General features: G+C 48.5%; 21 protein-coding genes. 6 read left to right on the top strand and 15 right to left on the bottom strand.

The window, feature by feature from the left end:
- Positions 1-27: 27 nt before the first annotated feature.
- The 3 genes from ACP7IZ_RS07510 to ACP7IZ_RS07500 all read right to left on the bottom strand — a co-directional run bounded on the left by ACP7IZ_RS07510 (position 28) and on the right by ACP7IZ_RS07500 (position 2,700).
- Positions 28-246: a hypothetical protein gene (locus tag ACP7IZ_RS07510; RefSeq protein WP_426848553.1), complete on the bottom strand. Its 219-nt coding sequence runs from the start codon at positions 244-246 to the stop codon at positions 28-30.
- A 48-nt stretch (positions 247-294) separates the two neighbouring features.
- Positions 295-1,056 (bottom strand): SDR family oxidoreductase, encoded by a 762-nt coding sequence (locus ACP7IZ_RS07505; protein WP_426848552.1) that lies wholly within the window; start codon positions 1,054-1,056, stop codon positions 295-297.
- Positions 1,057-1,248: 192 nt separating this feature from the next.
- The gene (locus ACP7IZ_RS07500) at positions 1,249-2,700 is read right to left on the bottom strand and encodes an aldehyde dehydrogenase family protein (protein ID WP_426848551.1); all 1,452 of its coding nucleotides are present in this window, start codon (positions 2,698-2,700) and stop codon (positions 1,249-1,251) included.
- 255 nt (positions 2,701-2,955) lie between these two features.
- On the opposite strand from ACP7IZ_RS07500, the gene dld reads away from it, so the two are divergent.
- A complete protein-coding gene (gene dld, locus ACP7IZ_RS07495) occupies positions 2,956-4,671 on the top strand; it encodes a D-lactate dehydrogenase (protein ID WP_426848550.1) in 1,716 nt (571 codons plus the stop codon).
- Between the two features lie 112 nt (positions 4,672-4,783).
- Here the strand turns inward: dld and ACP7IZ_RS07490 are convergent, their stop codons facing one another.
- Positions 4,784-5,860, bottom strand: coding sequence for a zinc-binding metallopeptidase family protein (locus tag ACP7IZ_RS07490; protein ID WP_426848549.1), 1,077 nt, complete (start codon positions 5,858-5,860; stop codon positions 4,784-4,786).
- A complete protein-coding gene (locus ACP7IZ_RS07485; RefSeq protein WP_426848548.1) occupies positions 5,857-6,693 on the bottom strand; it encodes a transglutaminase family protein in 837 nt (278 codons plus the stop codon). Before ACP7IZ_RS07485 ends, ACP7IZ_RS07490 begins: the two co-directional genes overlap by 4 nt.
- 247 nt (positions 6,694-6,940) lie before the next feature.
- Between ACP7IZ_RS07485 and ACP7IZ_RS07480 the strand changes: the two genes are divergently transcribed.
- Complete coding sequence (locus ACP7IZ_RS07480; protein ID WP_426848547.1) at positions 6,941-8,419, top strand: circularly permuted type 2 ATP-grasp protein; 1,479 nt, start codon at positions 6,941-6,943, stop codon at positions 8,417-8,419.
- Positions 8,419-9,423: an alpha-E domain-containing protein gene (locus ACP7IZ_RS07475; RefSeq protein ID WP_426848654.1), complete on the top strand. Its 1,005-nt coding sequence runs from the start codon at positions 8,419-8,421 to the stop codon at positions 9,421-9,423. The genes ACP7IZ_RS07480 and ACP7IZ_RS07475 overlap by 1 nt, the downstream gene beginning before the upstream one ends.
- Positions 9,424-9,470: 47 nt before the next feature.
- Here ACP7IZ_RS07475 and nadC read toward each other — a convergent pair whose 3' ends face one another.
- From nadC to ACP7IZ_RS07460, 3 genes are all read right to left on the bottom strand, one after another.
- Positions 9,471-10,328 carry a carboxylating nicotinate-nucleotide diphosphorylase gene (gene nadC / locus ACP7IZ_RS07470; protein ID WP_426848546.1) on the bottom strand — a complete coding sequence of 286 codons (858 nt, stop codon included), beginning with the start codon at positions 10,326-10,328 and terminating at the stop codon, positions 9,471-9,473.
- 26 nt (positions 10,329-10,354) lie between these two features.
- A complete protein-coding gene (nadA, locus tag ACP7IZ_RS07465) occupies positions 10,355-11,335 on the bottom strand; it encodes a quinolinate synthase NadA (protein ID WP_426848545.1) in 981 nt (326 codons plus the stop codon).
- 80 nt (positions 11,336-11,415) lie between these two features.
- Positions 11,416-12,300, bottom strand: coding sequence for an NUDIX hydrolase (locus ACP7IZ_RS07460; protein WP_426848544.1), 885 nt, complete (start codon positions 12,298-12,300; stop codon positions 11,416-11,418).
- A 256-nt stretch (positions 12,301-12,556) separates the two neighbouring features.
- Here ACP7IZ_RS07460 and ACP7IZ_RS07455 point away from each other — a divergent pair, with 256 nt between their 5' ends.
- Positions 12,557-13,189: a TetR/AcrR family transcriptional regulator gene (locus tag ACP7IZ_RS07455; RefSeq protein ID WP_426848543.1), complete on the top strand. Its 633-nt coding sequence runs from the start codon at positions 12,557-12,559 to the stop codon at positions 13,187-13,189.
- Here ACP7IZ_RS07455 and ACP7IZ_RS07450 read toward each other — a convergent pair.
- The 6 genes from ACP7IZ_RS07450 to ACP7IZ_RS07425 all read right to left on the bottom strand — a co-directional run bounded on the left by ACP7IZ_RS07450 (position 13,161) and on the right by ACP7IZ_RS07425 (position 19,882).
- Positions 13,161-14,453 carry an NAD(P)/FAD-dependent oxidoreductase gene (locus ACP7IZ_RS07450; RefSeq protein WP_426848542.1) on the bottom strand — a complete coding sequence of 431 codons (1,293 nt, stop codon included), beginning with the start codon at positions 14,451-14,453 and terminating at the stop codon, positions 13,161-13,163. The two genes, ACP7IZ_RS07455 and ACP7IZ_RS07450, sit on opposite strands and share 29 nt — an antisense overlap.
- A gap of 179 nt (positions 14,454-14,632) precedes the next feature.
- Positions 14,633-16,024 carry an NAD-dependent succinate-semialdehyde dehydrogenase gene (locus ACP7IZ_RS07445; protein WP_006117525.1) on the bottom strand — a complete coding sequence of 464 codons (1,392 nt, stop codon included), beginning with the start codon at positions 16,022-16,024 and terminating at the stop codon, positions 14,633-14,635.
- 481 nt (positions 16,025-16,505) lie between these two features.
- Positions 16,506-17,741: an MFS transporter gene (locus ACP7IZ_RS07440; RefSeq protein ID WP_426848540.1), complete on the bottom strand. Its 1,236-nt coding sequence runs from the start codon at positions 17,739-17,741 to the stop codon at positions 16,506-16,508.
- Positions 17,742-17,765: 24 nt separating this feature from the next.
- Positions 17,766-18,167, bottom strand: coding sequence for a GlcG/HbpS family heme-binding protein (locus tag ACP7IZ_RS07435; RefSeq protein ID WP_150178974.1), 402 nt, complete (start codon positions 18,165-18,167; stop codon positions 17,766-17,768).
- A 174-nt stretch (positions 18,168-18,341) separates the two neighbouring features.
- Positions 18,342-18,914: an NADPH-dependent FMN reductase gene (locus ACP7IZ_RS07430; RefSeq protein WP_426848539.1), complete on the bottom strand. Its 573-nt coding sequence runs from the start codon at positions 18,912-18,914 to the stop codon at positions 18,342-18,344.
- 98 nt (positions 18,915-19,012) lie between these two features.
- Entirely contained in the window at positions 19,013-19,882 is an 870-nt protein-coding gene (locus ACP7IZ_RS07425) for a pirin family protein (RefSeq protein WP_426848538.1), read from the bottom strand.
- Between the two features lie 120 nt (positions 19,883-20,002).
- Here ACP7IZ_RS07425 and ACP7IZ_RS07420 point away from each other — a divergent pair, with 120 nt between their 5' ends.
- Both ACP7IZ_RS07420 and ACP7IZ_RS07415 read left to right on the top strand, forming a co-directional pair.
- Positions 20,003-20,932 (top strand): LysR substrate-binding domain-containing protein, encoded by a 930-nt coding sequence (locus tag ACP7IZ_RS07420; RefSeq protein WP_426848537.1) that lies wholly within the window; start codon positions 20,003-20,005, stop codon positions 20,930-20,932.
- 202 nt (positions 20,933-21,134) lie between these two features.
- Positions 21,135-21,296: a hypothetical protein gene (locus tag ACP7IZ_RS07415; protein ID WP_426848536.1), complete on the top strand. Its 162-nt coding sequence runs from the start codon at positions 21,135-21,137 to the stop codon at positions 21,294-21,296.
- A 78-nt stretch (positions 21,297-21,374) separates the two neighbouring features.
- Here ACP7IZ_RS07415 and ACP7IZ_RS07410 read toward each other — a convergent pair.
- A partial coding sequence (locus ACP7IZ_RS07410; protein ID WP_426848652.1) for an ExbD/TolR family protein occupies positions 21,375-21,549 on the bottom strand: 175 nt, incomplete at its 5' end.

The raw sequence follows: 21,549 nt of genomic DNA, 5'->3' as shown, positions 1-21,549 counted from the left end.
TTAATGCGCTTTAATTTCTAAAAATATTTAACCGCTAACGTCTGGATTATTGCCAGCGGTTTCTGCCTTGCTGGCTCTTTTCCTGCGTCCATCTACCGCTTCTGCAATTTCAGATACAAGATCCAGATATTTATCCCGATCTGTTTCTACAGAAGAACCAAACTGGTTAAGCAAGCCAAGGATCAGATCCTCACGTGTTGCGTGTTTTTTCTCCCTTCGTGGAGAAAAGTGCTTTTTACCAGACATGAAATTTCATCCCTTTACACTTGCATGCTGCTACCATTTGCGCCCTGTTTATTGTGCGGTATATCCACCATCAATCACCAGTTCGCTTCCTGTAACAAACTTGGATTCATCAGACGCAAGATACAAAATGCCGTAAGCAATATCGTTGGGCTCACCCAGATGGCCAATGGGGTGCAGATCAACCAATTTTTGGCGGGCTGCGGCGTCTTCCTTTGTTAAACCGGCCACCATGGGTGTCCAGATATAGCCGGGATGCACTGAGTTCACCCGAATTTTGTACCCAGATTTGGCACAATGTAGGGCCGCAGATTTTGTAAACAGCCTTACTCCGCCTTTACTGGCGTTATAGGCTGCCAACGTTGGATCCCCTATCAATCCTTCAATAGAAGACAGATTGACAATGGAACCGCCACCAGACTTTTTCATGGCTTCAATAGCTGCCTGCGTGCCCAGAAATACGCCATCCAGATTGATGGACTGAACACGCCGCCAATCTTCCAGAGATGTGCTTTCTACACTGCCAGAATACGCAATACCTGCATTATTCACTGCAATATCCAGCCGCCCATAAAGCTTGAGCGTCTGCTCAATCGCGGCTTTCCATGCCGCCTCATCCGTTACATTCAATTTGACAAATGTAGCTTCACCACCTGCATTTTTAATTTCTGCAACGGCTTTCTGCCCGTCTTCTTCTTTTAAATCACCAATAACAACCTTTGCGCCTTCTTTAGCCAAAAGCTGTGCTGTAGCCTTGCCTATTCCGTTCGCGGCTCCAGAAACAATGGCAACCTTGCCTGCTACACGTGCCATAATACTTCCCCTACCTATGCCTTACGTTGCATTGCGTGCTGATCCCAGCCTGAATCAGATATCCCAACCATGACCTGCATCAATTCTTGCAAATGTGTATTTTTGGACATTTCAAAATGATGGAAAGATTGGAACAGACTTACACTCAGAGCATAATGCCTCTGGGCGATAAGAGTTCCTTTCTGAGAAGTTTTACAGCTTTGTTGAATCTGCTCCATATCCAACAATCGCTTTAGTTTCCAGAAACTCTGCAATTCCAAAACGGCTGCATTCACGGCCATTGCCAGACAGGCCATACCCACCAAATGGTGCCTTTACCGTCCAGGCTGCGCCATTAAGGGTAACGGTACCAGCCCGAAGTTTACGTGCAACCCTACGAGCACGCTCCATGCTGCCAGACTGCACATAGGCTGCCAAACCATATGGGGTACTATTCGCCAGCCGGATAGCATCATCTTCATCCGCGTACCCCATAATGGACAAAACCGGGCCAAAGATTTCTTCCTGCGCAATCACCATATCCGCAGTTACATGCCCAAACACAGTTGGGCGCACGTAATAGCCTTGCGTCAGCCCTTCTGGGCGCCCTACGCCACCAGCAGCCAAGATAGCCCCTTGCGCCGTGCCTTTCTCAATCAATGCCTGAATACGGTTAAACTGGGGGGCACTTACAACGGGGCCAAGTTCTGTCATATTATCTGTTGGGTCCCCCACACGCAGGCTATCCGCAACTTTAGCGGCAATATTCATAGCCTTTTCCATCAGATCATGCGGCACCAGCATACGTGTTGGTGCATCACAGGATTGGCCAGAATTTCCAAAACACTCCTGAGCGCCGCGCTCTACTGCATCTGCAAAATCTGTATCAGCAAAAATGATATTGGCAGATTTACCACCCAGTTCCTGCAAAACACGTTTAACAGTAGGCGCTGCGGCCTGAGCAACGGCAATACCTGCCTGCGTTGACCCAGTAAAAGACACCACATTCACCAACGGATGACTGGCCAAGGCTTCTCCGGCCACAGGGCCATCGCCATTTACCATATTATATACACCAGTTGGCACACCTGCTTCATGCAGGATTTCTGTAAATATGATGGCAGATAAAGGGGCAACTTCACTGGGTTTGAGCACAACAGTGCACCCAGCAGCCAAGGCGGGCATGACCTTGCAGGCTATCTGGTTCATGGGCCAGTTCCATGGCGTAATCAGCCCCGCAACGCCTATGGGTTCATGAGTGATGAGAATATCACCCTCACATTCTTCAAACTGGTAGTGGCGCAAGGCATCTAAAGTTTCTTCTATATGCGCCAAGCCTGCTGGTGTCTGGCTTTCCCGCGCGAGGGAAATGGGCGCTCCCATTTCCAAAGAGATTGCCTGCGCCATCTCTTCTGCCCTGCGCTGATAGATAGATGGAATACGGCCCAGAATCTGTAACCGCTCTGCACGTGTTGTGGCGCTCCATGCCCCAAATGCTGCATAAGCGGCCTCAACTGCTCGATTCACGTCCTGCGTGTTTGCCAATGCAATACGGCCACATGGCTGTTCTGTGGCTGGGTTGATAATGTCTTTTTGAGCTTGCGCAGAAGGCAAAACCCACTGCCCGTTGATAAAAAATCTTTCTGAATTTCCCAAACAATTCATTTGATCACCCTCCCAATAACTGCCAGATCCATGGGTGTTTCAAGATAATACGACAAACGCGCCCCAACATGTTATAACAGCCATGCGTTACCAGAAACGACGGTAACCAGAGACTTTCTTGCTTGCCTATGACATGTTTCTTGCCATTTGTTATTCACAGCGCAATATCAGGTGCACTCGTGAAAACAGCCTTACGTTATACTCTTGCCGGTATCTGAAAATAGAACCTCCGGCTGCCGTAGAAAGGATTTATGCGTGACAACCGCCGCAGAAAACAACAAGCAACTGCTTGAACAGTTGAAGAATATAGCTGGCCAGCACCATGTCCTGACCGGAGAAGACAGCACATACCGCTTTACTCATGGCTTTCGCTTTGGCGCAGGTAAGGTGCTTGCTGTTGTTCAGCCGGGATCACTTATCGAGCTTTGGCGCGTTGCGCAGGCCTGCGTAAATGCCGGCAAAATTATTATCATGCAGGCCGCCAATACTGGTCTGACGGGCGGCTCTACCCCTGATGGCAATAATTATGACCGCGATATCGTACTTATTAGCACGCTACGGCTAGATAAATCTCACTTGATCGGTAACGGCAAGCAGATTGTATGCCTACCCGGCGCCACGCTTTACGAACTGGAAAGCAAACTGGCTGCCATTGGGCGGGAGCCACATTCTGTTATTGGTTCCTCCTGTATTGGTGCCTCCGTTCTGGGCGGCGTGAGCAACAACTCTGGCGGCGCATTGGTGCAACGTGGCCCTGCTTACACGGAAATGGCCGTGTTTGGTCAGATCGGGCCGGATGGCAAACTACAGCTCGTAAACCATCTGGGTATCCAACTGGGGAATGACCCGGAAGCGATATTGCAGAAGCTGGAAGCCGGTACCTTTACAGAAGCAGATATTGATTGGAACGCCGGCAAAGGGCACGACGGTAACTATATCAATCATGTGCGTGAAATTGATGCCGATACCCCTGCCCGCTACAATGCAGACCCGGCACGCTGGTATGAAGCCGCAGGCTGCGCTGGCAAGCTGGTTGTATTTGCTGTGCGCCTTGATACCTTTCCCGCCAACAAAGATACGTCTGTTTTCTATATTGGCACCAACAATACCGACGAACTGGAAAACCTGCGCCGCCATGTGCTGACAGCATTTAATGAACTGCCAATTTGCGGTGAGTATATCCACCGCGATGCGTTTAATATTGCTGAAAAATACGGCAAGGATACCTTTGCAGTTATCCGCTATTTTGGCACCAAGTTTTTGCCAAAAATGTTCGCCATGAAATCACAGTTTGACATTTTTTCCAAAAAACTTGGTTTCCTACCCGATCATCTAAGTGACCGGATCATGCAGGCGCTCAGCTACCTGCTGCCACGTCAGCTACCTAAGCGGATGCTGGATTATCGGGACAAGTTTGAACATCATCTCATGCTTAAAGTCTCGCACGATTTGGCTGGGCCTATGCGCCAATATTTGCAAACATATTTTGGCAGCGTAACTGGCGAATATTTTGAATGCACGCCAGAAGAAGGCAAGCTGGCCTTCCTGCATCGTTTTGCTGCGGCTGGTGCGGCTGTTAGATACCGCGCTGTGCACCATAAGGAAGCAGAAGATATTGTGGCGCTAGACGTTGCCCTCCGCCGGAATGACCGCGAGTGGTTTGAAAAACTGCCGCAGGATATTGAAAACAAACTGATTGTGAAGCTCTATTACGGCCACTTCCTCTGCCATGTCATGCATCAGGATTACGTGGTGAAGAAGGGTTATAATGCCATTGCGGTTGAACATGAAATGCTTCCCGGTTTGGATGCTCGTGGAGCACGCTATCCGGCAGAACATAATGTGGGCCACCTGTATAAGGCTCCGCAAAACATGCTGGACCACTATCAGCAGCTTGACCCGTGCAACTGCATGAACCCCGGCATTGGCCAAGCCACAAAACGCAAAAACTGGGTGGCAGAAAGCGTATAATCGTAAACTTCTGTTAGCCTAGCATATTACGATACCACAAACCCGATGGAGCACTTTTGGCTACATCGGGTTTTATTTTGCACACACATCAAATATTCCAAAAACCAAGAGTCTATGATTTATTCTGCGCATTTCGAATAAGATCATGAATAAAATGCAGTTTGTGCACAACGCCCTGCGTTAACGTAAAGGGGTAAAAATCTGGCAACCCCATGGAACGATTCAAATTATTGACCGCATAAGTTAATGGAACCCATGCGTTGATAATTTCTTCAAAAGGCATGGATGTGTAAGGGTTTCCATGGGGGGAAAGAAGCGCATCTCCCCCTACTGTATCGCTTACTGTCATATCGTAAGCCAAAGCTGTTTCCAGTGTAGAAATAATATGGAAGTAGTGCGCCCATGTTTCTGCAAAATCTTCCCATGGGTGAGATGTCGCATAAAAGCTTACAAAATTTTCGCGCCAGTTCTGTGGGGGAGATTGCGCATAATAGGTTTGTAATGCAGCCTGATAATCTGCACTATCATCTCCAAATACAGCGCGGCAGGCTTCTAGTTTTCCGCCGTCTCTTACCAGAATGTTCCAGTAATAATGCCCAATTTCGTGGCGAAAATGCCCTAGGAGAGTACGATAATACTCTCCCATTTCAATACGCATTTTCTCACGGTAAGCATCATCCGCTTCCTTGGTTGCAATTGTGATAATACCATTGTTATGGCCTGTCATAATAGCAACCGAACCATCTGCCGCATCATCCAGAAAATCAAATGCCAATCCGTTTTCCGGGTTCTGCCGCCGGTTTTTAAACGGAAGTTTCAACCGCAGGATTGTGTAAAACATCCTGTGTTTTGCAACTTCCAGTTTGTACCAACGGTTTTTATTTTCCGGAACATTCAGATTGGGGATCATACGGTTAAATTGACAGGCAACACAGAACCCAGAGTTTGCACCATTTTCAGCCGCCAATATCAGCCAGTTACACACCCCATAGGCATGATTGATACAAAAAGCCTGTGCTTGCCCTCTGGCCTTTTTTTCCAAAGGCAACCATGTGCCATCTGCCTGTGGTTCCAGCGCAGTCATGGCCGCAAACTCTGGCAAGTACCCTACAGTAACACCGCAATAATGACATTGCGTTGCTTCAAACCCCACCAGATGATTGCAGGATTGGCAGGAAAAACGTTTCATTGCCGAGGTAAGTGCTGCACTTGCATGAACACATCAAACACAGCCTTACAACAATCCAGCACGCCAGAAACTGGCGCTGCATCCTGCGGCGTATTTGCAACTGCTAACGGAATATGCCCTGCCCCTGCCAGAAAACCAGATGTGGTATCAAACCCAATCCAGCCCTTTTGCGGTATAAGAACTTGCGCCCAAGCGTGCAGATCACCATTCAGCGTTGTAAGCTTACCCTCCTTGCATTCTTCCTGAATCAGATAACCTGAAACAAAACGGGCCGAAAACCCAAGGTGACGCGCAGCGCTTACCAGCAACCATGCGCTATCTCGGCAAGAACCGCTTGCGCGCTGCAATGTTTCCTCTGCTGTCCAAACTCCCGGTTCCATACGCCGTTGGTATTGGATCCGCTGTGCGACAACTTGATTAAGTGCCTTGATTTTATCCAGTGGATCTTGCGCAATCGTTACTTGGTGCGCCCTGATGAGTGACCGCATGTTCTCGCTCATGCACTGCGATGTTACCGCTTCTTCCTCACACAAAGGTTCAAGGCATGTGGCCGCATCAGCAAGAGGGTCATACGGCGTAAGATCAAGCATAAGCGCAACTTCAATATCAAAGTGCGTCACCTGATCCGCACATTCAACGCAAGCAATCTGATTACCCAATGCATCCTGTGTCCATTTTACCAAGCACTCAGTTGGTTGCACATGCAAGTTATAGGAGAGCACAGGTGTACGAGAATGCAACGTAGGGCGTAGCCGAATTGTTTGTGGCCCCATGCTGACAGGCCTATCATACCGATAACAGGTTCGATGTGTCAGCATAACGTGAGAACTCATCAAACCCTAACCTTGTCTTTTATCTTATTCATGGCAAGCAGTGTTGCCGCATTCAACAAGAACACGTGCTTGTAGCGTAAAACCATAGCAGCATGGCACGCACATGCAATACATATCCAACACAATCAAAAACTTGCTTAAGTAGCCGCTATTTTAGACTTGGCAAACCTCTGGAAACCTGTTCAGTTAATTCGGTAGTGAAACAAGTTGAGGCCGCACTGGCCGCCAGCCTGACGGGAGAGAAACCATGACACCAACAGCCCTGCATGCTCCCCCTCAGGCTGCTTCCTTAGGGCTTCTGGACAACTACCATATCCCAGATTTTTTTTGTGAGTTGATGAATCGGCGTGATCCAACGCCCCCAGCCCTACAGTGCGTAAAAGACCGGCTTGCAGCACTTAGCCTGCCAGAATTACGCCGTAGAACCCAGGCTGCTGAGGCCCAACTCTACCGCATGGGCATTACCTTTACTGTGTATTCAGATAAGGAAGCCATTGATCGTATTTTGCCGTTTGATGCCATCCCTCGTGTTATTACCGCGCAGGAATGGGACCACGTAGAGCGGGGTGTGCAACAGCGTATTCAGGCTATCAATCTGTTTTTGCATGATATTTACCATGACCGAAACATCCTGCGTGATGGCATATTGCCAGCCGAACTGGTGCTGAATAACCCCAATTACTGTGATGCCATGGTGGGTGTAGATGTTCCGGGCGGCGTTTATGTGCATATCAACGGCACAGACCTGATACGCGATGATAACGGCCAGTTTCTGATTCTGGAAGATAATGCCCGCACGCCCTCTGGCGTGTCCTACGTTATTGAAAACAGACACATGATGCTGCGCCTTATGCCAGATCTGGCATCTGGTCTGCCCATTCGCTCGGTGGAAGAATATGGCCTGCGCTTACATCAAACCCTCTGTGAAGTGGCACCAGAAGGAATTGCTGATCCACAAGTCGTTCTTCTTTCACCCGGCATTTATAATTCTGCTTATTTTGAGCATGTTTTTCTCTCCCGCGAGATGGGTGTGCCCCTTGTGGAAGGGAAAGATCTGTTTGTTGAAAATCATCGGGTATTTATGCGCACGGTCAACGGCCCCCGTGCTGTGCATGCTATTTACCGTCGCTTGAATGATGATTTTCTGGACCCGCTGGCCTTTAACCCAAACAGCCTTCTTGGGGTTCCCGGGCTAGTAGAAGCGTATCGGCGTGGCAACGTTACACTTGCCAATGCCTTGGGCACAGGTGTTGCCGATGATAAAGCCGTATATGCTTATATGCCGCGCATTATTCGGTACTATTTAGGGCAGGACCCTATTCTGCAAAGTGTGGAAACCCATATCTGCGCAGAACCAGACGGCCTTGCTTATACACTAGCGCATATGAACAAGCTTGTTATCAAACCTGTTGGAGAATCAGGCGGTTATGGCCTGTTAATTGGCCCACACGCCAGCCAGAAAGAACTGGCTGATTTTAGAGAAAAATTACTGGCTGATCCTGCCAACTATATCAGCCAGCCCGTTATCAATCTGTCTGTTACCCCAACACTCTGCCCAGATGGCGTGGAAGCCCGGCATGTGGACCTCCGCCCCTTTGCCTTAACAGGCCGTTCTGTGTGGGTTTTGCCCGGAGGTCTCGCCCGTGTGGCGCTCCGCAAGGGGTCTCTGGTGGTCAATTCATCTCAGGGTGGTGGCTCTAAAGATACATGGGTAATGGCATCATGATGAACGAAACACAGGGGCACCTGCTCTCTCGCTATGCAGAATGCATGATGTGGCTGGCGCGTTATATGGAACGCACAGAAAATCTGGCCCGCCTTCTAGAAGTAACAGAAACATTTGTGCGCGATGCCAATGGGCAAATTGCATGGCATTCTATTGTGCAAATTAACTCGGATGAACAGACCTTCCTTGCCTTACATCCATCAGGCGATGCAGATGCCGTAGCCAATTTTTATCTGACTGAACAAGCAAACCCGGCATCTATCTGCGCAACCGCCCATGCCATACGTGAAAATGCGCGTGCTGTTCGGCCCCTTGTTTCTATTGAAATGTGGGCACAGCTCAATGTGTTCACACGCTGGGTTTTAGATTTGAAAGAAAAGGATATTTATCAAAACAGTCTTTCAAACCTGTGCACTCGCATCAAGCAGGACTGCCAAGCCCATTTTGGCGTTACGGAAGGCACGCTTTACCGTGATCAGGCATGGCTCTTTTATAAGTTGGGCAAAACGCTTGAACGGTGTGACCAGATTACGCGCCTGGTAGATATTCGCTACCATATGCTGCTGCCCCAAGGAGAAGCTCCCGGCTCTGAAATCGACATTACGCAATGGACAGCCGTATTGCGCTCTGCAGCGGCTTACCATGCCTTCCGCCGTTTACGCCCAGTTACAGTTACACCTGCCAATATTGTAGGATTTTTGCTAAAAAATGAAGGTTTCTGCCGCTCCTTAGCCGCTAATTTACGCTTAATGGATGAAACACTCGCACTTTTAGCCTCTTATCCCGGCTTGCGTTCACGTTGCAGCGAACTACAAGAATGTGTTGCAGAGCTACGCGTTACTCTTGCCGAACAAACTGCGGAAGATATTATTATTCGTGGCCTGCATGATTACATGAGCTGGATACAACAGCAGCTTTCTCAATTGCAGGGGCAAATTGCATCTGAATTCTGGCCTCCCGTTTCCGCTGTGGCGGTTCAGGCAGGTTGTCAGATGCAAGCATGAAGCTGTTTGCGTATAGTATAAAAGCTTTTGGATATGTTTTGAAAAAACTAGACGTAATCCAACCCAATATCCAAAGCTTTTACGCTATGCGTCAGCCAACCTGCGGAAATAACATCCACTCCAGTTTCAGCAACAGCGCGCACTGTTTCTTGCGTAATACCACCTGATGCCTCGGCTATGGCCATGCCATTAATCATGCCAACAGCTTTGCGCAGAGTATCCGTATCCATATTATCCAGCAAATACGCATCAGCACCGCCACAGGCTAATGCGGCTTCCAACTGCTCCAGCGTATCTACTTCCAGTTCAATTTTCATAAGGTGGCCTGCACGCGCACGGGCTCTTTGTAAGGCCACATCAACTTGCCCACCACACAAAGCCAGATGATTATCTTTGATCAAAATAGCATCATCTAACCGAAAACGATGGTTGCCACCTCCGCCTGCCTTTACGGCATATTTTTGCAACGCTCTTAACCCCGGAAGCGTTTTGCGTGTGCAGCAAATAACAGCTTTTGTGCCAGATACAGCATCCACCATCTGGCGCGTTTGGCTGGCAATACCGCTAAGATGAGAGAGAATATTCAAGGCTGTCCGCTCTCCTGCCAAAACAGTTAGAGCATCACCTTCTACTTCAGCCAGCACATCACCAATCGCCAGCATATCCCCGTCTTGCTTAAAGACACGAAAATGCACATGCTCATCTAAAAGCGCAAAAGCCTGCCGTGCGCCCTCAAGCCCTGCAACAACCCCCTGATGGCGCGCGCAGAATACGGCGCGCATTTTCTGCCCAGGCGTTGCTAATGCTTGTGTAGTTATATCTCCGCCCTGACCCAAATCTTCAAACAATGCTGCTTGAATAACAGGTTTCCATAACAAACTGGGCAAATAACATGCGTAAGACATATGTATGGGCGCTCCTACCCTATCCCTTAAACAAGCAACATGCGCTCAACAGCTAGACGCGCACGCTCTTGCGAGGCTTCAGGAATAACAACCTCTGCTTCAAGATTTTCCAAAGACTTACGGATGGCGGGTAATGTAATGCGCTTCATATGCGGGCACAGATTACATGGGCGCACAAAAGTGGTGTTTGGATACTGCGCTGCCAAATTATCGCTCATGGAACATTCAGTTACCAAAAGAACTTTTTCGGGATTTTCTTCTGCAATATATGCAATCATCTGGGCTGTGGAGCCTGAATAATCCGCCGCTTCCACTACTTCTGGCGGACATTCAGGATGCGCCACCACTTTTACACCCGGATGCATACGCCGATATTGCCTAATTTCCTGCGGGGTAAAACGTTCATGAACCTCACAATGCGCAGGCCATGTTATCATTTCAATTCCGGTTTCGGCCTGAATATTGCGTGCCAAAAATTCATCCGGGATCATGATAACACGTGGAACGTTCAGGCTTTCCACCACTTTGCGCGCATTGCCCGAAGTACAGCAAATATCGCTTTCGGCCTTAACCGCGGCTGTGCTGTTCACATAGGTTACAACAGGCACCCCCGGATACGTCTGTTTCAGATAACGTACATTCTCGGCCGTAATGCCTTCTGCCAAAGAGCAGCCCGCAGCTACATCCGGAATCAGAACTTTCTTTTCTGCGTTCAATAGTTTGGCAGTTTCTGCCATAAAATGCACACCAGCCATAAGAATAATATCGGCATCTATATTCTGTGCGGCACGTGCAAGAGCAAGGCTATCGCCCCGGATATCAGCCACACAATGAAAGATTTCTGGCGTTTGATAGTTATGCGCAAGAATAACGGCGTTATGCTGCTTTTTAAGGCGTATAATGGCCTCAATATCAGCAGCATAACGCTCTTCCCACAAATCTCGCGCCATAATGCCAGCCACAGGCTGATACAGAGTATCCCTGTCTGGAATATTGAATGCCAACATGAATACCCTCCCTTGCGGTACATATGCTCAATTTGAGTATATGTACCGCAAGGGAAAAACAAGCGCTTTTAACCTACTTTTTATAACAATGGCGTTAGCGGCAATTTGGCACCAGCCAGATAGCAATTTTGCCCTGCTTCTGGCCGAAAGCGGTATAGCTTTGCAGGCCGCCCCTGCTGGGGCGTATCAAAAGCACCGGTTTCTTCCACCAGCTTTTGTTGCAAAACCAAACGCCTGAAATTTTGCTTGTGCATCCAACACCCTGCCAAGGCTTCCATGGCCTGCTGAAGCTGCAACAATGTAAATGTTTCTGGCAACAGATCGAACACAACTGATGTATAGCGAATTTTCGCCCGCACGCGTGAAAGGGCTGTTGCCAAAACACGCCGGTAATCTGCCTGCATGGGCAAACCTAGCTGGCTTTGCCCATCAAAATGTTTGGCTTCGCGCACCAAGCCAGCTTCCCACAAAAGCTCATAACGATCCAAGGCCAGCTCATCGTTCCACGGGTGTGGAGAAAGGCCAAACAGTCTGGCGCATCTTTGCTGTTTAGCAATGCTTTTTCCAACCCAATTTTTCAGTAATCCAATAATATGCTGCAACAGAGCATGAGCCGCTGGACACCTGCGATCTTCCCACGGAAAATAATCATATATGGAACGTTCTGCTATTGTTTGGTCTGCATTAGAACTAATTAATGCCATATAGGAAATACGCACCAACCGACTTTTATCGGCCACCTGTGTATCTGCAAATGTATAAAGCTGTTCTGTATGCCCCAATACCACGCCTGTTTGCTGCTCTACCCAGCGGCATAGTTCCTTTTGCAAGGAATGGCCGCCCATGGTTAACGGGCCGGAAGGCAGAGCCTGACCGTTTTCCAGCGTAAGCACGCAGGGCGTATCCTTTCTGATATTCAAAAGAACGGCTACAAGCTCTGCCCTGCAAAACGCTGTCTGTTTCATGAAGCCTCAGTAATGGACCAAAAATAAAATATCATGGGTAAAATCTGCATACTCATTTTTCAGATGGGCGTGAAGATTCTACAGCCCAGAACAGATATTCCTGAGAATGTTTCCACTACAATGTTTTCCAAATGAACATGTCTCATGATATTATACAGCTACATCATTCATGCCTGGCATCATCAGGCCTATATTTATGTCCGTTTAAAAAAGACATATAAACTTTTTTGAAAGAAATCAGGATATTTCCGCGCCCATGAATACGCCTACAAAACATGATATCGCAAAAAAGAAAATTGTAGATTCTGCACGCGCGCTTATTGCTGAACGCGGATTTTCGGCCGTCGGGCTTTCGCAAATTCTGGAAGTTGCGGGCATCCCCAAAGGCTCATTTTACCATTATTTTGCATCTAAAGAGGCATTTGGAGAGGAACTTCTGCGCTCTTACATGCATGATTATTTAATAAATATTCATGCACTCTTTTCCACACCAGATAAAAACGGCGCACAGAAGTTATTTTCTTATCTGGATTTCTGGCGCCGCTCTCATATCAAGGGGCAGGTGGGAGATAAATGCCTCATCGTTAAACTTGCCGCAGAGGTATCCGATATCTCAGAACGCATGCGCCGTATTATGGAAACCGGCACCGCTTCTGTTATCACTCATCTCTCTCAGGTCATTAAAACTGGGCAGCAGGACGGATCCCTACAATCCTCCCTGCCCGCCCACAAACTCGCATCATCGCTCTATCAGCTCTGGCTGGGTGCAACCTTGATGACGAAAATTACGCATTCATCCCATCCTTTGGATGAAGCATGGCAAACTTCGCACACACTTCTTGGTTGCACTGCAAATCAACTTAATCCAAGCGCACAGAAGGGCGAATAACGGTTTCCACCATATCAGCAAAGATAGACGCCAAACCGCGCACCCAGCCAAACAGCTCTATCTGGTGCTGACGATACAGCATAATGTGCCCCATACGTGCAGAAAGCCCGTGCAACATACCACCGCCCATAACCCGGCCACCCGGTAGTGCTGCCCAGCCATTGTAATTACCCAACGCAACAATAGCGCCTTTGTTATGGAAAATGCAGGAAGGCACTTCCTTACCACTTTCCAGCCATGCAGGCAGATGTTGCGCCAGATGGTGCGCCTGTTGGCGGGCAACCTGTGCCGTAGCGGGTAGCGGATCATCTACAATATAGGAGCAATCCCCCACTGCAAAAATACGGTCATCATCAACAGAGCACAGATTGGGTTTTACGTTGATCTGGCCAGAGCGGCTTAGAGAAAGACCACCATAGGTTTTTGTTACCGCCGGAGCCTTAACACCAGCAGCCCATACCCGCAGTGTTGCTGGTACGTGTGTGCCATCTTTAAGCGTAAAGCCCGTAGCATCTGCTGCGGCAACGCGGGCAGATGTGCGCACATTTACACCAATCCGCTCCAGCTCCTGTTGCGCAGCCATTGAAACAGATTCCGGAAAAGCCGGCAGGATACGGGCACCAGACTGCAACAGCGTAATGCTGAGTTTTGGCGGCGCCTTACCAAAAGCATGCAAGCTTACTGGGTCAACAATTTCGAGAGATTTATGAAGTTCCGCGGCAAGCTGAGTGCCTGTGGCACCTCCCCCAACAATAGCAATATCCAGTTCAGAATTATCAGCAAATGACTTCAGAATTTCCATTCTGAACTTTTCATTAAAAGCATTTGCTTCAACAAGGTTATCAATAAACAGACAGTTTTCCAGCACACCGGGCGTGCCAAAATCATTGGCGCGGCTTCCGATAGACAGGACAATGGCATCATATGTCATGGTTCGGCTATCCAGAACCTTGCTGCCATCTGATGCATGTAAGGGGCTTAAAACAACTTCCCGCTTATCTCTATCAATGGAGACAACTTCACCGGGCCAGAATTCAAAATTATGGCTGCTGGCCTGAGCCATAAAACTGATGCGGTCGTTTTCATTCTGCACTGTACCAGCAGCAAAGCAATGCAGCATGGGCTTCCATACGTGTGAAAAGCTTTTATCAATAAGTGTGATACGTGCTTTTCCGTGCCGGCCAAGTGTTTTACCCAGACGCGTTGCAAGGGCAAGTCCTGCCACTCCGCCACCGACAATAAGAATTTCAGACTTGGACGACATCAGGTTTACATGCCTCTTTCAGGAAGTAAGCGGGAGATAACGTTATGTTTTGGAATGAATATTTTTATTAAAAAGAATTATTTTGTTACTACACTATATAATTCTATTTACTTATATTTCTTATACTATGCGTATTCTGTGCAAGCAGGCACCTTTACAGGTGCCTGCTAACAGTATGATCAGAACGGTGCGTCAATATCGACCGTGTTGATCAGCTTGTGGTTCACAAACTCTTTGATACCAAGACCAATCAGTTCACGACCATAACCGGAGTTTTTAATACCACCGAAGGGCAGATCTGCCTTAGGCACCAGCGGATGGTTGATGAACACCATGCCTGTGCGGATTTTTGCAGCCACACGTGCGCCACGTGCTTCGTCTTTGGTAAAGACCGCACCACCCAGACCATAAGGTGAATCATTGGCGATACGGATTGCATCGTTTTCGTCTTTTGCACGGTACAGCTGCGTTACCGGGCCAAAGAATTCCCAATGGCGGGCTTCGTTGTTGCCATCCAGGCCGGTCATCAGCAGCGGACGGAAGAAAGCGCCTTTACCGGGCACTTCTGGCCCAATCACTTCAACCTTTGCACCGTGCTTGATGGCTTCCGTCACCTGGCGGTGCAGATCATCCATAGCGCCTTTGGAGCATACCGGTGCCAGCGTTGTGGAAGGATCCATCGGGTCACCAGCTTTCAGCTCGGAAACACCCTTTTTGTACAGTTCCAAGAAGCGATCATAAACTGCATCAGCAACAATCAGACGCTTGGCAGATACACACACCTGACCAGCATTCCAATGGCGGCCAATAACAGCCCATTTAGCTGCTTTTTCTACGTCGGCATCATCCAGAACAATAAAGGCATCTGCGCCGCCCAGTTCCATGGTAGCCTTTTTCAGGGCTTTACCAGCAACACCAGCAATAATGGTGCCTGCGCCTTCAGAACCTGTCAGAGCCACACCGCAAACGCGGGGATCGTTCAGGATAACTTCCGTGTGGCGACGTGCTGTATAAAGGTTACGGAACAGACCTTTTGGCAGGCCAGCTTCGTTCATCAGCTCTTCACAAGCAGCAGCGCACTGCGGCAGGTTGGAAGCGTGCTTAAGCAGAACAGCGTTACCAGCGGAAAGCTGCGGCGCAATAATGCGGACAACCTGATAGAATGGGAAGTTCCATGGCTCAATTGCCAGCACGATGCCAAGAGGTTCGTGCACCAGAACAGCCTTACCTTCTGCCGGATCAGCAACCGGCAGAGATTCCGGCTTCAGAAGTTCTTCTGCATATTTTGCATAGTATTCGAAAATTTCAGCAGAAAGAATAACTTCTGCTTTGGACTCTGCAAACAGCTTGCCCATTTCCAGCGTGCCCAGACGAGCATACTTATCAACATCACGACGCAGAATGGCAGCTGCGGCATTCATAATACGAGCGCGTTCAGCAAAGGAGGTATCACGCCATTTTTCAAAAGCGGCATGAGCTTCGGACAGTGCGGTCTGGACTTCCTGATCTGTAGCTTCAGGAAAATTAGCAAGAACTTCCCCTGTGTAGGGATTGGTTGTCGCGTACGCCATTTTTACCTCGTGAACAGTGAAATGGAAAAAGCAGAACGAGCCCGCAAATGCGGCATGCACCCGGCAGAGCAGAATGCTCCAATGTGTGGCATCGTCTCCCTCATCCAAAAAATAGACCGGTCAACTTTTATCGGGCAGGAAAATTCCTGATGGCAAAAATCCATATACAAACTGGAAATATTCCTACCGAATCTGTATGGCCTGTTCTGGTTATCTGTATATGAACGGATATAGATGAAGTCAATTTATAATTAGACCAGTCGTCTTATAACTCTTATCCTATTTATGGTGGGTTCGTATAAATCCAGCTTCAGCAGGCTTTCTCCCCTGCCCCACTCCATGCCTGTTGGCACACAATAAATGCAAAAAAAGCTGGAAGGCATATGAGCCTTCCAGCTTAAAGCGTTCGTGCAGAACTCAATATAGAAAAAGAGTATAAAGCGTTAAAACCTTATTTGTTATAACACTCTACCATTCCTATTCAGGAAATAGGTTGTCTGATTTCCTTCTGCCCGCTCCGACGCAACACCAGAATGGCCAGCAAATACACAACCAGGCCACCTGCTGAAAGAATAGCCCCACCAATGCCTAGCGCAGAATATCCAAACTGATGCGCCAGCAGCATACTCCCCAATGCTGCCCCTAATGCATTGGCAATATTAAACGCAGAGTGGTTGAGAGAAGCCGCCAAAGTTTGGGCATCCCCTGCAAAATCCATCAGACGTGTCTGCAAGGCTGGCCCTAAGCCATTTACAAATGTAGGGATAAGAAAGACAGCAAGCGCCAAAAGCAACGGCTGATGTAACACTGTAGAAAAACCCAACATAACAACAGCACTGCCACCAAGCGCCAGAATTGCAGCCAGATCCAATTTGCGATCTACAAGCCACGCACCTGCATTTGCCCCAACCAGCATACCCATGCCCCAAATAACCATGTAAAGCATGACAGACCATTCCGGCACATGGGTTACATTCTGCAAGATACTGGTAAGATAGGTATAAATGGCAAACATGCCGCCAAAGCCAATAGCCGCTGCCAGCAACGTAAGCAAAACCTGAGTGTTGCCCATGGCAGAAACTTCTTTAAGTGGTGAGTTTTTGCGATTGGGCTGGTCTGCCGGGATATAGCGCCATACCCCCAAAAAGGTAATACAACCAAACAGACCAATAATAAGGTACGCCACACGCCAGCCGAAATGATCCGCTGCAAATGTAGAAAACGGTGCGCCTACCAGAGTAGAAATGGCAATGCCAGACAGAACCCGCCCCACAGCCCACCCACGGCGAGAGCGCTCTACCATTGAAGCCGCAACAAGCGCAGAAATACCAAACAATGCCCCATGCGGCAGGCCGGTAATAAACCGTGCAACTTCAACCAGCTCTGGCGTGGGCATGCAAATGCTCAGGAAATTCCCGAAACAAAACAGCACCAATAAAGAAAGAAGCAGTTCCCGACGGGAAAGCCGCGCGCCCAAAATGGTAATAAGCGGTGCGCCAATTACCACGCCCAGGGCATATGCTGTAATGGCATATCCTGCATCTGCCGCAGACAGATGTAAGGAACGCGCAAATTCTGGCAGCATGCCCATAATGGCAAATTCACCTGTTCCAACAACAAAAGTGCCGAAAGTAAGAATGAATAAAGCCGCAGCACGCCCATGAGGCGGTTCAATGAACGAGGTCGGTACGGGAGGAGGCTGAGGAGCAGTTGTCATTTAAAAACTCAAAAATAAGAAAGTTCAGTTCTTTACGGCCTGTTTCATTGCAACACGGGCAATTGCAATATCATCTTCCGTTTTGGCACCAGAAACACCTATGGCACCTAAAAAAGAGCCATCTGCGGCTTTAATCACCAACCCACCGCCAAAGCTGGTTAAACCACCGTTTGTATTCTCCAGCGTATAGGCCTCACCATCCGGGCGGCCTTTTGCGGCAAAGTCCGCACTGTCCATCTGGAACAAAGCTGCTGTGCGCGCCTTTTTTTGGCTCACATCAACCACACCTAAAGGTGCCTCATCCATCCGCGCAAAAACCACTGGCCATGCTGCGGCATCCACAATGGACACACATACGCTTACTTCAAGCCGACGCGCCTCTGCCAAGGCAGCATCTAGCATAGATAAAGCCAAAGAAAGCTTCATGAAACAGAACTCCTGCACGAAGAAAAGCGCGCAGACTACTCATCTCGCTCTTAAATGAAAGAGAAATTATACACAAAACACATTTATTTAACGGTAAGGAACATATTCTTATTATAAATGAAGCGTGAGGCCCTTATTAATTTTTATCTTTAGCCTCACAAATCCCCAGATAGTCTATTTTTGTTCTCTGTGTGCCAGATCTGCCAAGGCCTGTATCTGGCGCGTGAGGAAAGCGCGTGTTTTCTCGTCAGTCAGTTCCAGTTTGTCTGTATCAAACTTATCCGCTGCCTGACCGATCATAACTTCCGGCCTATTCAACACAAGGGCATCCATAAACACCATGCTCTGGCGTATATGATACTGCGCACGGGCGCCACCAATCATACCCGGTGAGACTGTTTGAAGCGCGACGGGTTTGCGTGCAAACGGTTGCGGCGTGAGGCGAGAAAGCCAATCAAGCGCATTTTTAAGCACACCCGGCACGGAATAATTATATTCTGGCGTTACAATAATAACGCCATCTGCTTTCCTGATCTGTTCCCCCATTGTCAGCACAGAAGCAGGGAACCCCTGCTCCTGCACATCCTGATTGTAATGCGGAAAATCAGCGATAGAACCAAGTGCTGAAATAGTTATTCCATCTGGAGCCAATGCAGGTAACGTGCGTGCCACAATACCGTTATAAGATGCCTTACGCAGGCTCCCCAATACAGTTACAAAATGTAGATGTTCTTTTTCCTGTGTCATGCTTCTGTCCTGCCTTGAGGTGTTTATAGAAAAAATAGCCTGTCATGGATGACATGACGTGCAAGCTGTATGATCGTTGCGAGACATGCCACGCTGTATCAGGCTGAAATGTTGCCAAAACGCCCACTATTAAAATCTTCGATTGCCTGACGGATTTCCTCCCGCGTGTTCATGACAAAGGGCCCATATCCGGCAATAGGTTCATTCAAAGGCGCACCAGTTAAAATAAGAAAGCTGGAGGCTTTGGTAGCTTGCAATGTTACCTCTGCGCCTTCCTGATCCAACAGCACAAATTGCGCGCTTCCTACTTCCTCCGCGCCATTTACAATCAACTTTCCTTCAAGCGAAACAATGGCGGCATTATGCCCCGCAGGGAGAGAAAGTGTGATGTGTGCGCCCTCTTCCAGCTTCCCATCCCACACGTTAAGTGGAGAGAAAATGCGCGCAGGCCCATGCTCACCTTCATAATCTCCCGCGATAATCCGCAGGCTGCCCGTATTATCCGGCAATGCAATGGTTGGAATTTCTGCAGCCTGTAGGGTTTGATAGCCAGCTGGCGCACCTTTATCTTTAGCTGGCAAATTGACCCATAACTGCACCATCCGGAAATCTCCCCCAGCTTTTGCATAAGCTGGAGAATGAAATTCCTCGTGCTGGATGCCGTTGCCTGCTGTCATCCACTGCACATCACCGGGGCCAATAATGCCACCACCACCAGATGAATCACGGTGCTCCACTTCACCATCATAAACAATGGTAACGGTTTCAAACCCTTTATGTGGATGCTGGCCTACACCGCGCCGTGTATCTGTTGGCGCAAACTTATGCGGGCCTGCATAGTCCAACAGCAGAAACGGGCTAAGGTGCTCACCAAAATCAGTATAGGAGAACAAAGAGCGTACAGGAAAACCATCACCGACCCAGTGCCCACGCTCATTTCCATAACGACCAAGAATTTTCTTCTGCATGACTTTTGTCCTGTCTGAAGCAAGAGCGCTTTATGCGCCTTTTGTTGACACGAAACATGCGCTCTTCTTATCGTCGCATAAAGATTCCTAAATAAAACATTGCGTTTCATAGGTAGGACAATGAGAGACCTTAATGACTTTGGGTATTTTGTACAGGTTGTAAAATATGGTGGATTTTCAGCGGCGGCCCGTGCAACTGGCCTACAAAAATCTCTCCTCAGCCGCCGTATCCGCCTTCTTGAAGAGCGCCTGCATACGCGCCTGATCCAACGCTCCTCACGCCATTTTAGCGTTACGGAAACAGGACACCGATTTTACGAACACTGTATTGCCATGTTGGAAAAAGCAGATACGGCAGAACGTTCTGTAGCCCAGCTACAAACCGAACCCTGTGGGCTTGTACGCCTAAGCTGCCCTGTAGCTTTGCTGAACTTTCAGTTTGGTGCCTTACTTGCCCGTTTTATCATGCTGTATCCAGCCGTGACGCTACAACTTGAAAGCACCAACCGGCGCGTAGATGTCCTGAAAGAAGGTATGGACCTTGCAATACGCGTGCGATTTCCGCCCATTGCTTCATCAGATCTTGTTATGCGCACGCTTGATACCAGTACGCAGTGTTTGATTGCGGCACCAACCCTTGTGCCGCACCCACTGTCTTCCCCGGCAGATTTAAACGCCTTTCCCAGCTTGGATTTTCATACCACACCGGGTTCACACTCATGGTTACTGGAAAATCAGGAAGGACAAACAGCGACCATTTTTCATGAACCACGATTGGCAACAGACGATATGGCTGTGCTGCGCGAAGCAGCCCTTGTAGGTGCTGGTATTGTGCAAATGCCCACCATGATGGTTTGGCAAGATATTGAAGCAGGTCGCCTGATACGCGTTCTTCCAGACTGGCATCCGCAGGCTGGTATTATTCACGCTGTGTTTCCATCTCGTCGCGGGCTTGTTCCCGCTGTTCGCGCTTTGCTAGATTTTCTGGCGAAAGAATGCCGGGCCCAACGTAACTTGGCCACAGAGGTTTTTAAAATACCACCTGCATAAAAAAGCATATCTACAAAACAGACATCTCAGTTCTTGTAACCTGATCAGCAGATAACAAAATCATTTTTCAGATGCTCAAAAACGGAAACCTTACTTGCCGGGAACGTTGTATCTAAACGCCCTACACCAATCAGGCAGACACTCAAAAATTCTGTCATTTTTGGTGCGGCTTGTTTCCACAGTAATATGTATGAGGTTTGTTATGGCCGAAAAGAAAAACAAAGACAGCAAAAAACAAGCTCAAGATGAAAAACTTGATGAAGCTTTGGATGAAAGCTTTCCTGCAAGTGATCCACCGTCCAGAAGTGGTTTTACCGGAGATAGAGAACCACCTGAAAAACCCACTAAAAAACCCAAAAAATAAATATGCCTGTCTTTAACGCGCCTTGTAAAACGGCACTCTCTTTAAGTAACAAATCTTAAAGAGAGTGCTTTCTACCCCCTATATTTTACCGTCTGCGAACTGTTCCTGCCCGACGATTCCGAGTTTTGTAACGCCGAGGCGTTGTGCGTCGGCCATGACGTGGATGACGGTTTTGTAGTCTGCCAGACGGTTGGGCTGGAGATGGAATTCTGGCCGGCTGGCCTCTGGCCCGCTGGCGATCTCGCGCAGATGC

Source organism: Acetobacter sp. AAB5 (genome assembly GCF_050106715.1).
Lineage (GTDB): Bacteria > Pseudomonadota > Alphaproteobacteria > Acetobacterales > Acetobacteraceae > Acetobacter > Acetobacter oryzifermentans.
This window is presented reverse-complemented; position numbering and strand designations above follow the sequence as displayed.

Excerpts from the sequence above, each read along its gene's own strand:
- ACP7IZ_RS07450 (WP_426848542.1), bottom strand. The coding sequence starts at position 14,453 with ATGTCGTCCAAGTCTGAAATTCTTATTGTCGGTGGCGGAGTGGCAGGA.
- ACP7IZ_RS07485 (WP_426848548.1), bottom strand. The coding sequence starts at position 6,693 with ATGAGTTCTCACGTTATGCTGACACATCGAACCTGTTATCGGTATGAT.
- ACP7IZ_RS07430 (WP_426848539.1), bottom strand. The coding sequence starts at position 18,914 with ATGACACAGGAAAAAGAACATCTACATTTTGTAACTGTATTGGGGAGC.
- nadA (WP_426848545.1), bottom strand. The coding sequence starts at position 11,335 with ATGTTGGCATTCAATATTCCAGACAGGGATACTCTGTATCAGCCTGTG.
- ACP7IZ_RS07415 (WP_426848536.1), top strand. The coding sequence starts at position 21,135 with ATGGCCGAAAAGAAAAACAAAGACAGCAAAAAACAAGCTCAAGATGAA.
- ACP7IZ_RS07435 (WP_150178974.1), bottom strand. The coding sequence starts at position 18,167 with ATGAAGCTTTCTTTGGCTTTATCTATGCTAGATGCTGCCTTGGCAGAG.
- ACP7IZ_RS07445 (WP_006117525.1), bottom strand. The coding sequence starts at position 16,024 with ATGGCGTACGCGACAACCAATCCCTACACAGGGGAAGTTCTTGCTAAT.
- ACP7IZ_RS07500 (WP_426848551.1), bottom strand. The coding sequence starts at position 2,700 with ATGAATTGTTTGGGAAATTCAGAAAGATTTTTTATCAACGGGCAGTGG.
- ACP7IZ_RS07480 (WP_426848547.1), top strand. The coding sequence starts at position 6,941 with ATGACACCAACAGCCCTGCATGCTCCCCCTCAGGCTGCTTCCTTAGGG.
- nadC (WP_426848546.1), bottom strand. The coding sequence starts at position 10,328 with ATGTCTTACGCATGTTATTTGCCCAGTTTGTTATGGAAACCTGTTATT.
- ACP7IZ_RS07505 (WP_426848552.1), bottom strand. The coding sequence starts at position 1,056 with ATGGCACGTGTAGCAGGCAAGGTTGCCATTGTTTCTGGAGCCGCGAAC.
- ACP7IZ_RS07460 (WP_426848544.1), bottom strand. The coding sequence starts at position 12,300 with ATGAAACAGACAGCGTTTTGCAGGGCAGAGCTTGTAGCCGTTCTTTTG.
- ACP7IZ_RS07455 (WP_426848543.1), top strand. The coding sequence starts at position 12,557 with ATGAATACGCCTACAAAACATGATATCGCAAAAAAGAAAATTGTAGAT.
- ACP7IZ_RS07425 (WP_426848538.1), bottom strand. The coding sequence starts at position 19,882 with ATGCAGAAGAAAATTCTTGGTCGTTATGGAAATGAGCGTGGGCACTGG.
- ACP7IZ_RS07420 (WP_426848537.1), top strand. The coding sequence starts at position 20,003 with ATGAGAGACCTTAATGACTTTGGGTATTTTGTACAGGTTGTAAAATAT.
- ACP7IZ_RS07490 (WP_426848549.1), bottom strand. The coding sequence starts at position 5,860 with ATGAAACGTTTTTCCTGCCAATCCTGCAATCATCTGGTGGGGTTTGAA.
- ACP7IZ_RS07510 (WP_426848553.1), bottom strand. The coding sequence starts at position 246 with ATGTCTGGTAAAAAGCACTTTTCTCCACGAAGGGAGAAAAAACACGCA.
- ACP7IZ_RS07475 (WP_426848654.1), top strand. The coding sequence starts at position 8,419 with ATGAACGAAACACAGGGGCACCTGCTCTCTCGCTATGCAGAATGCATG.
- ACP7IZ_RS07440 (WP_426848540.1), bottom strand. The coding sequence starts at position 17,741 with ATGACAACTGCTCCTCAGCCTCCTCCCGTACCGACCTCGTTCATTGAA.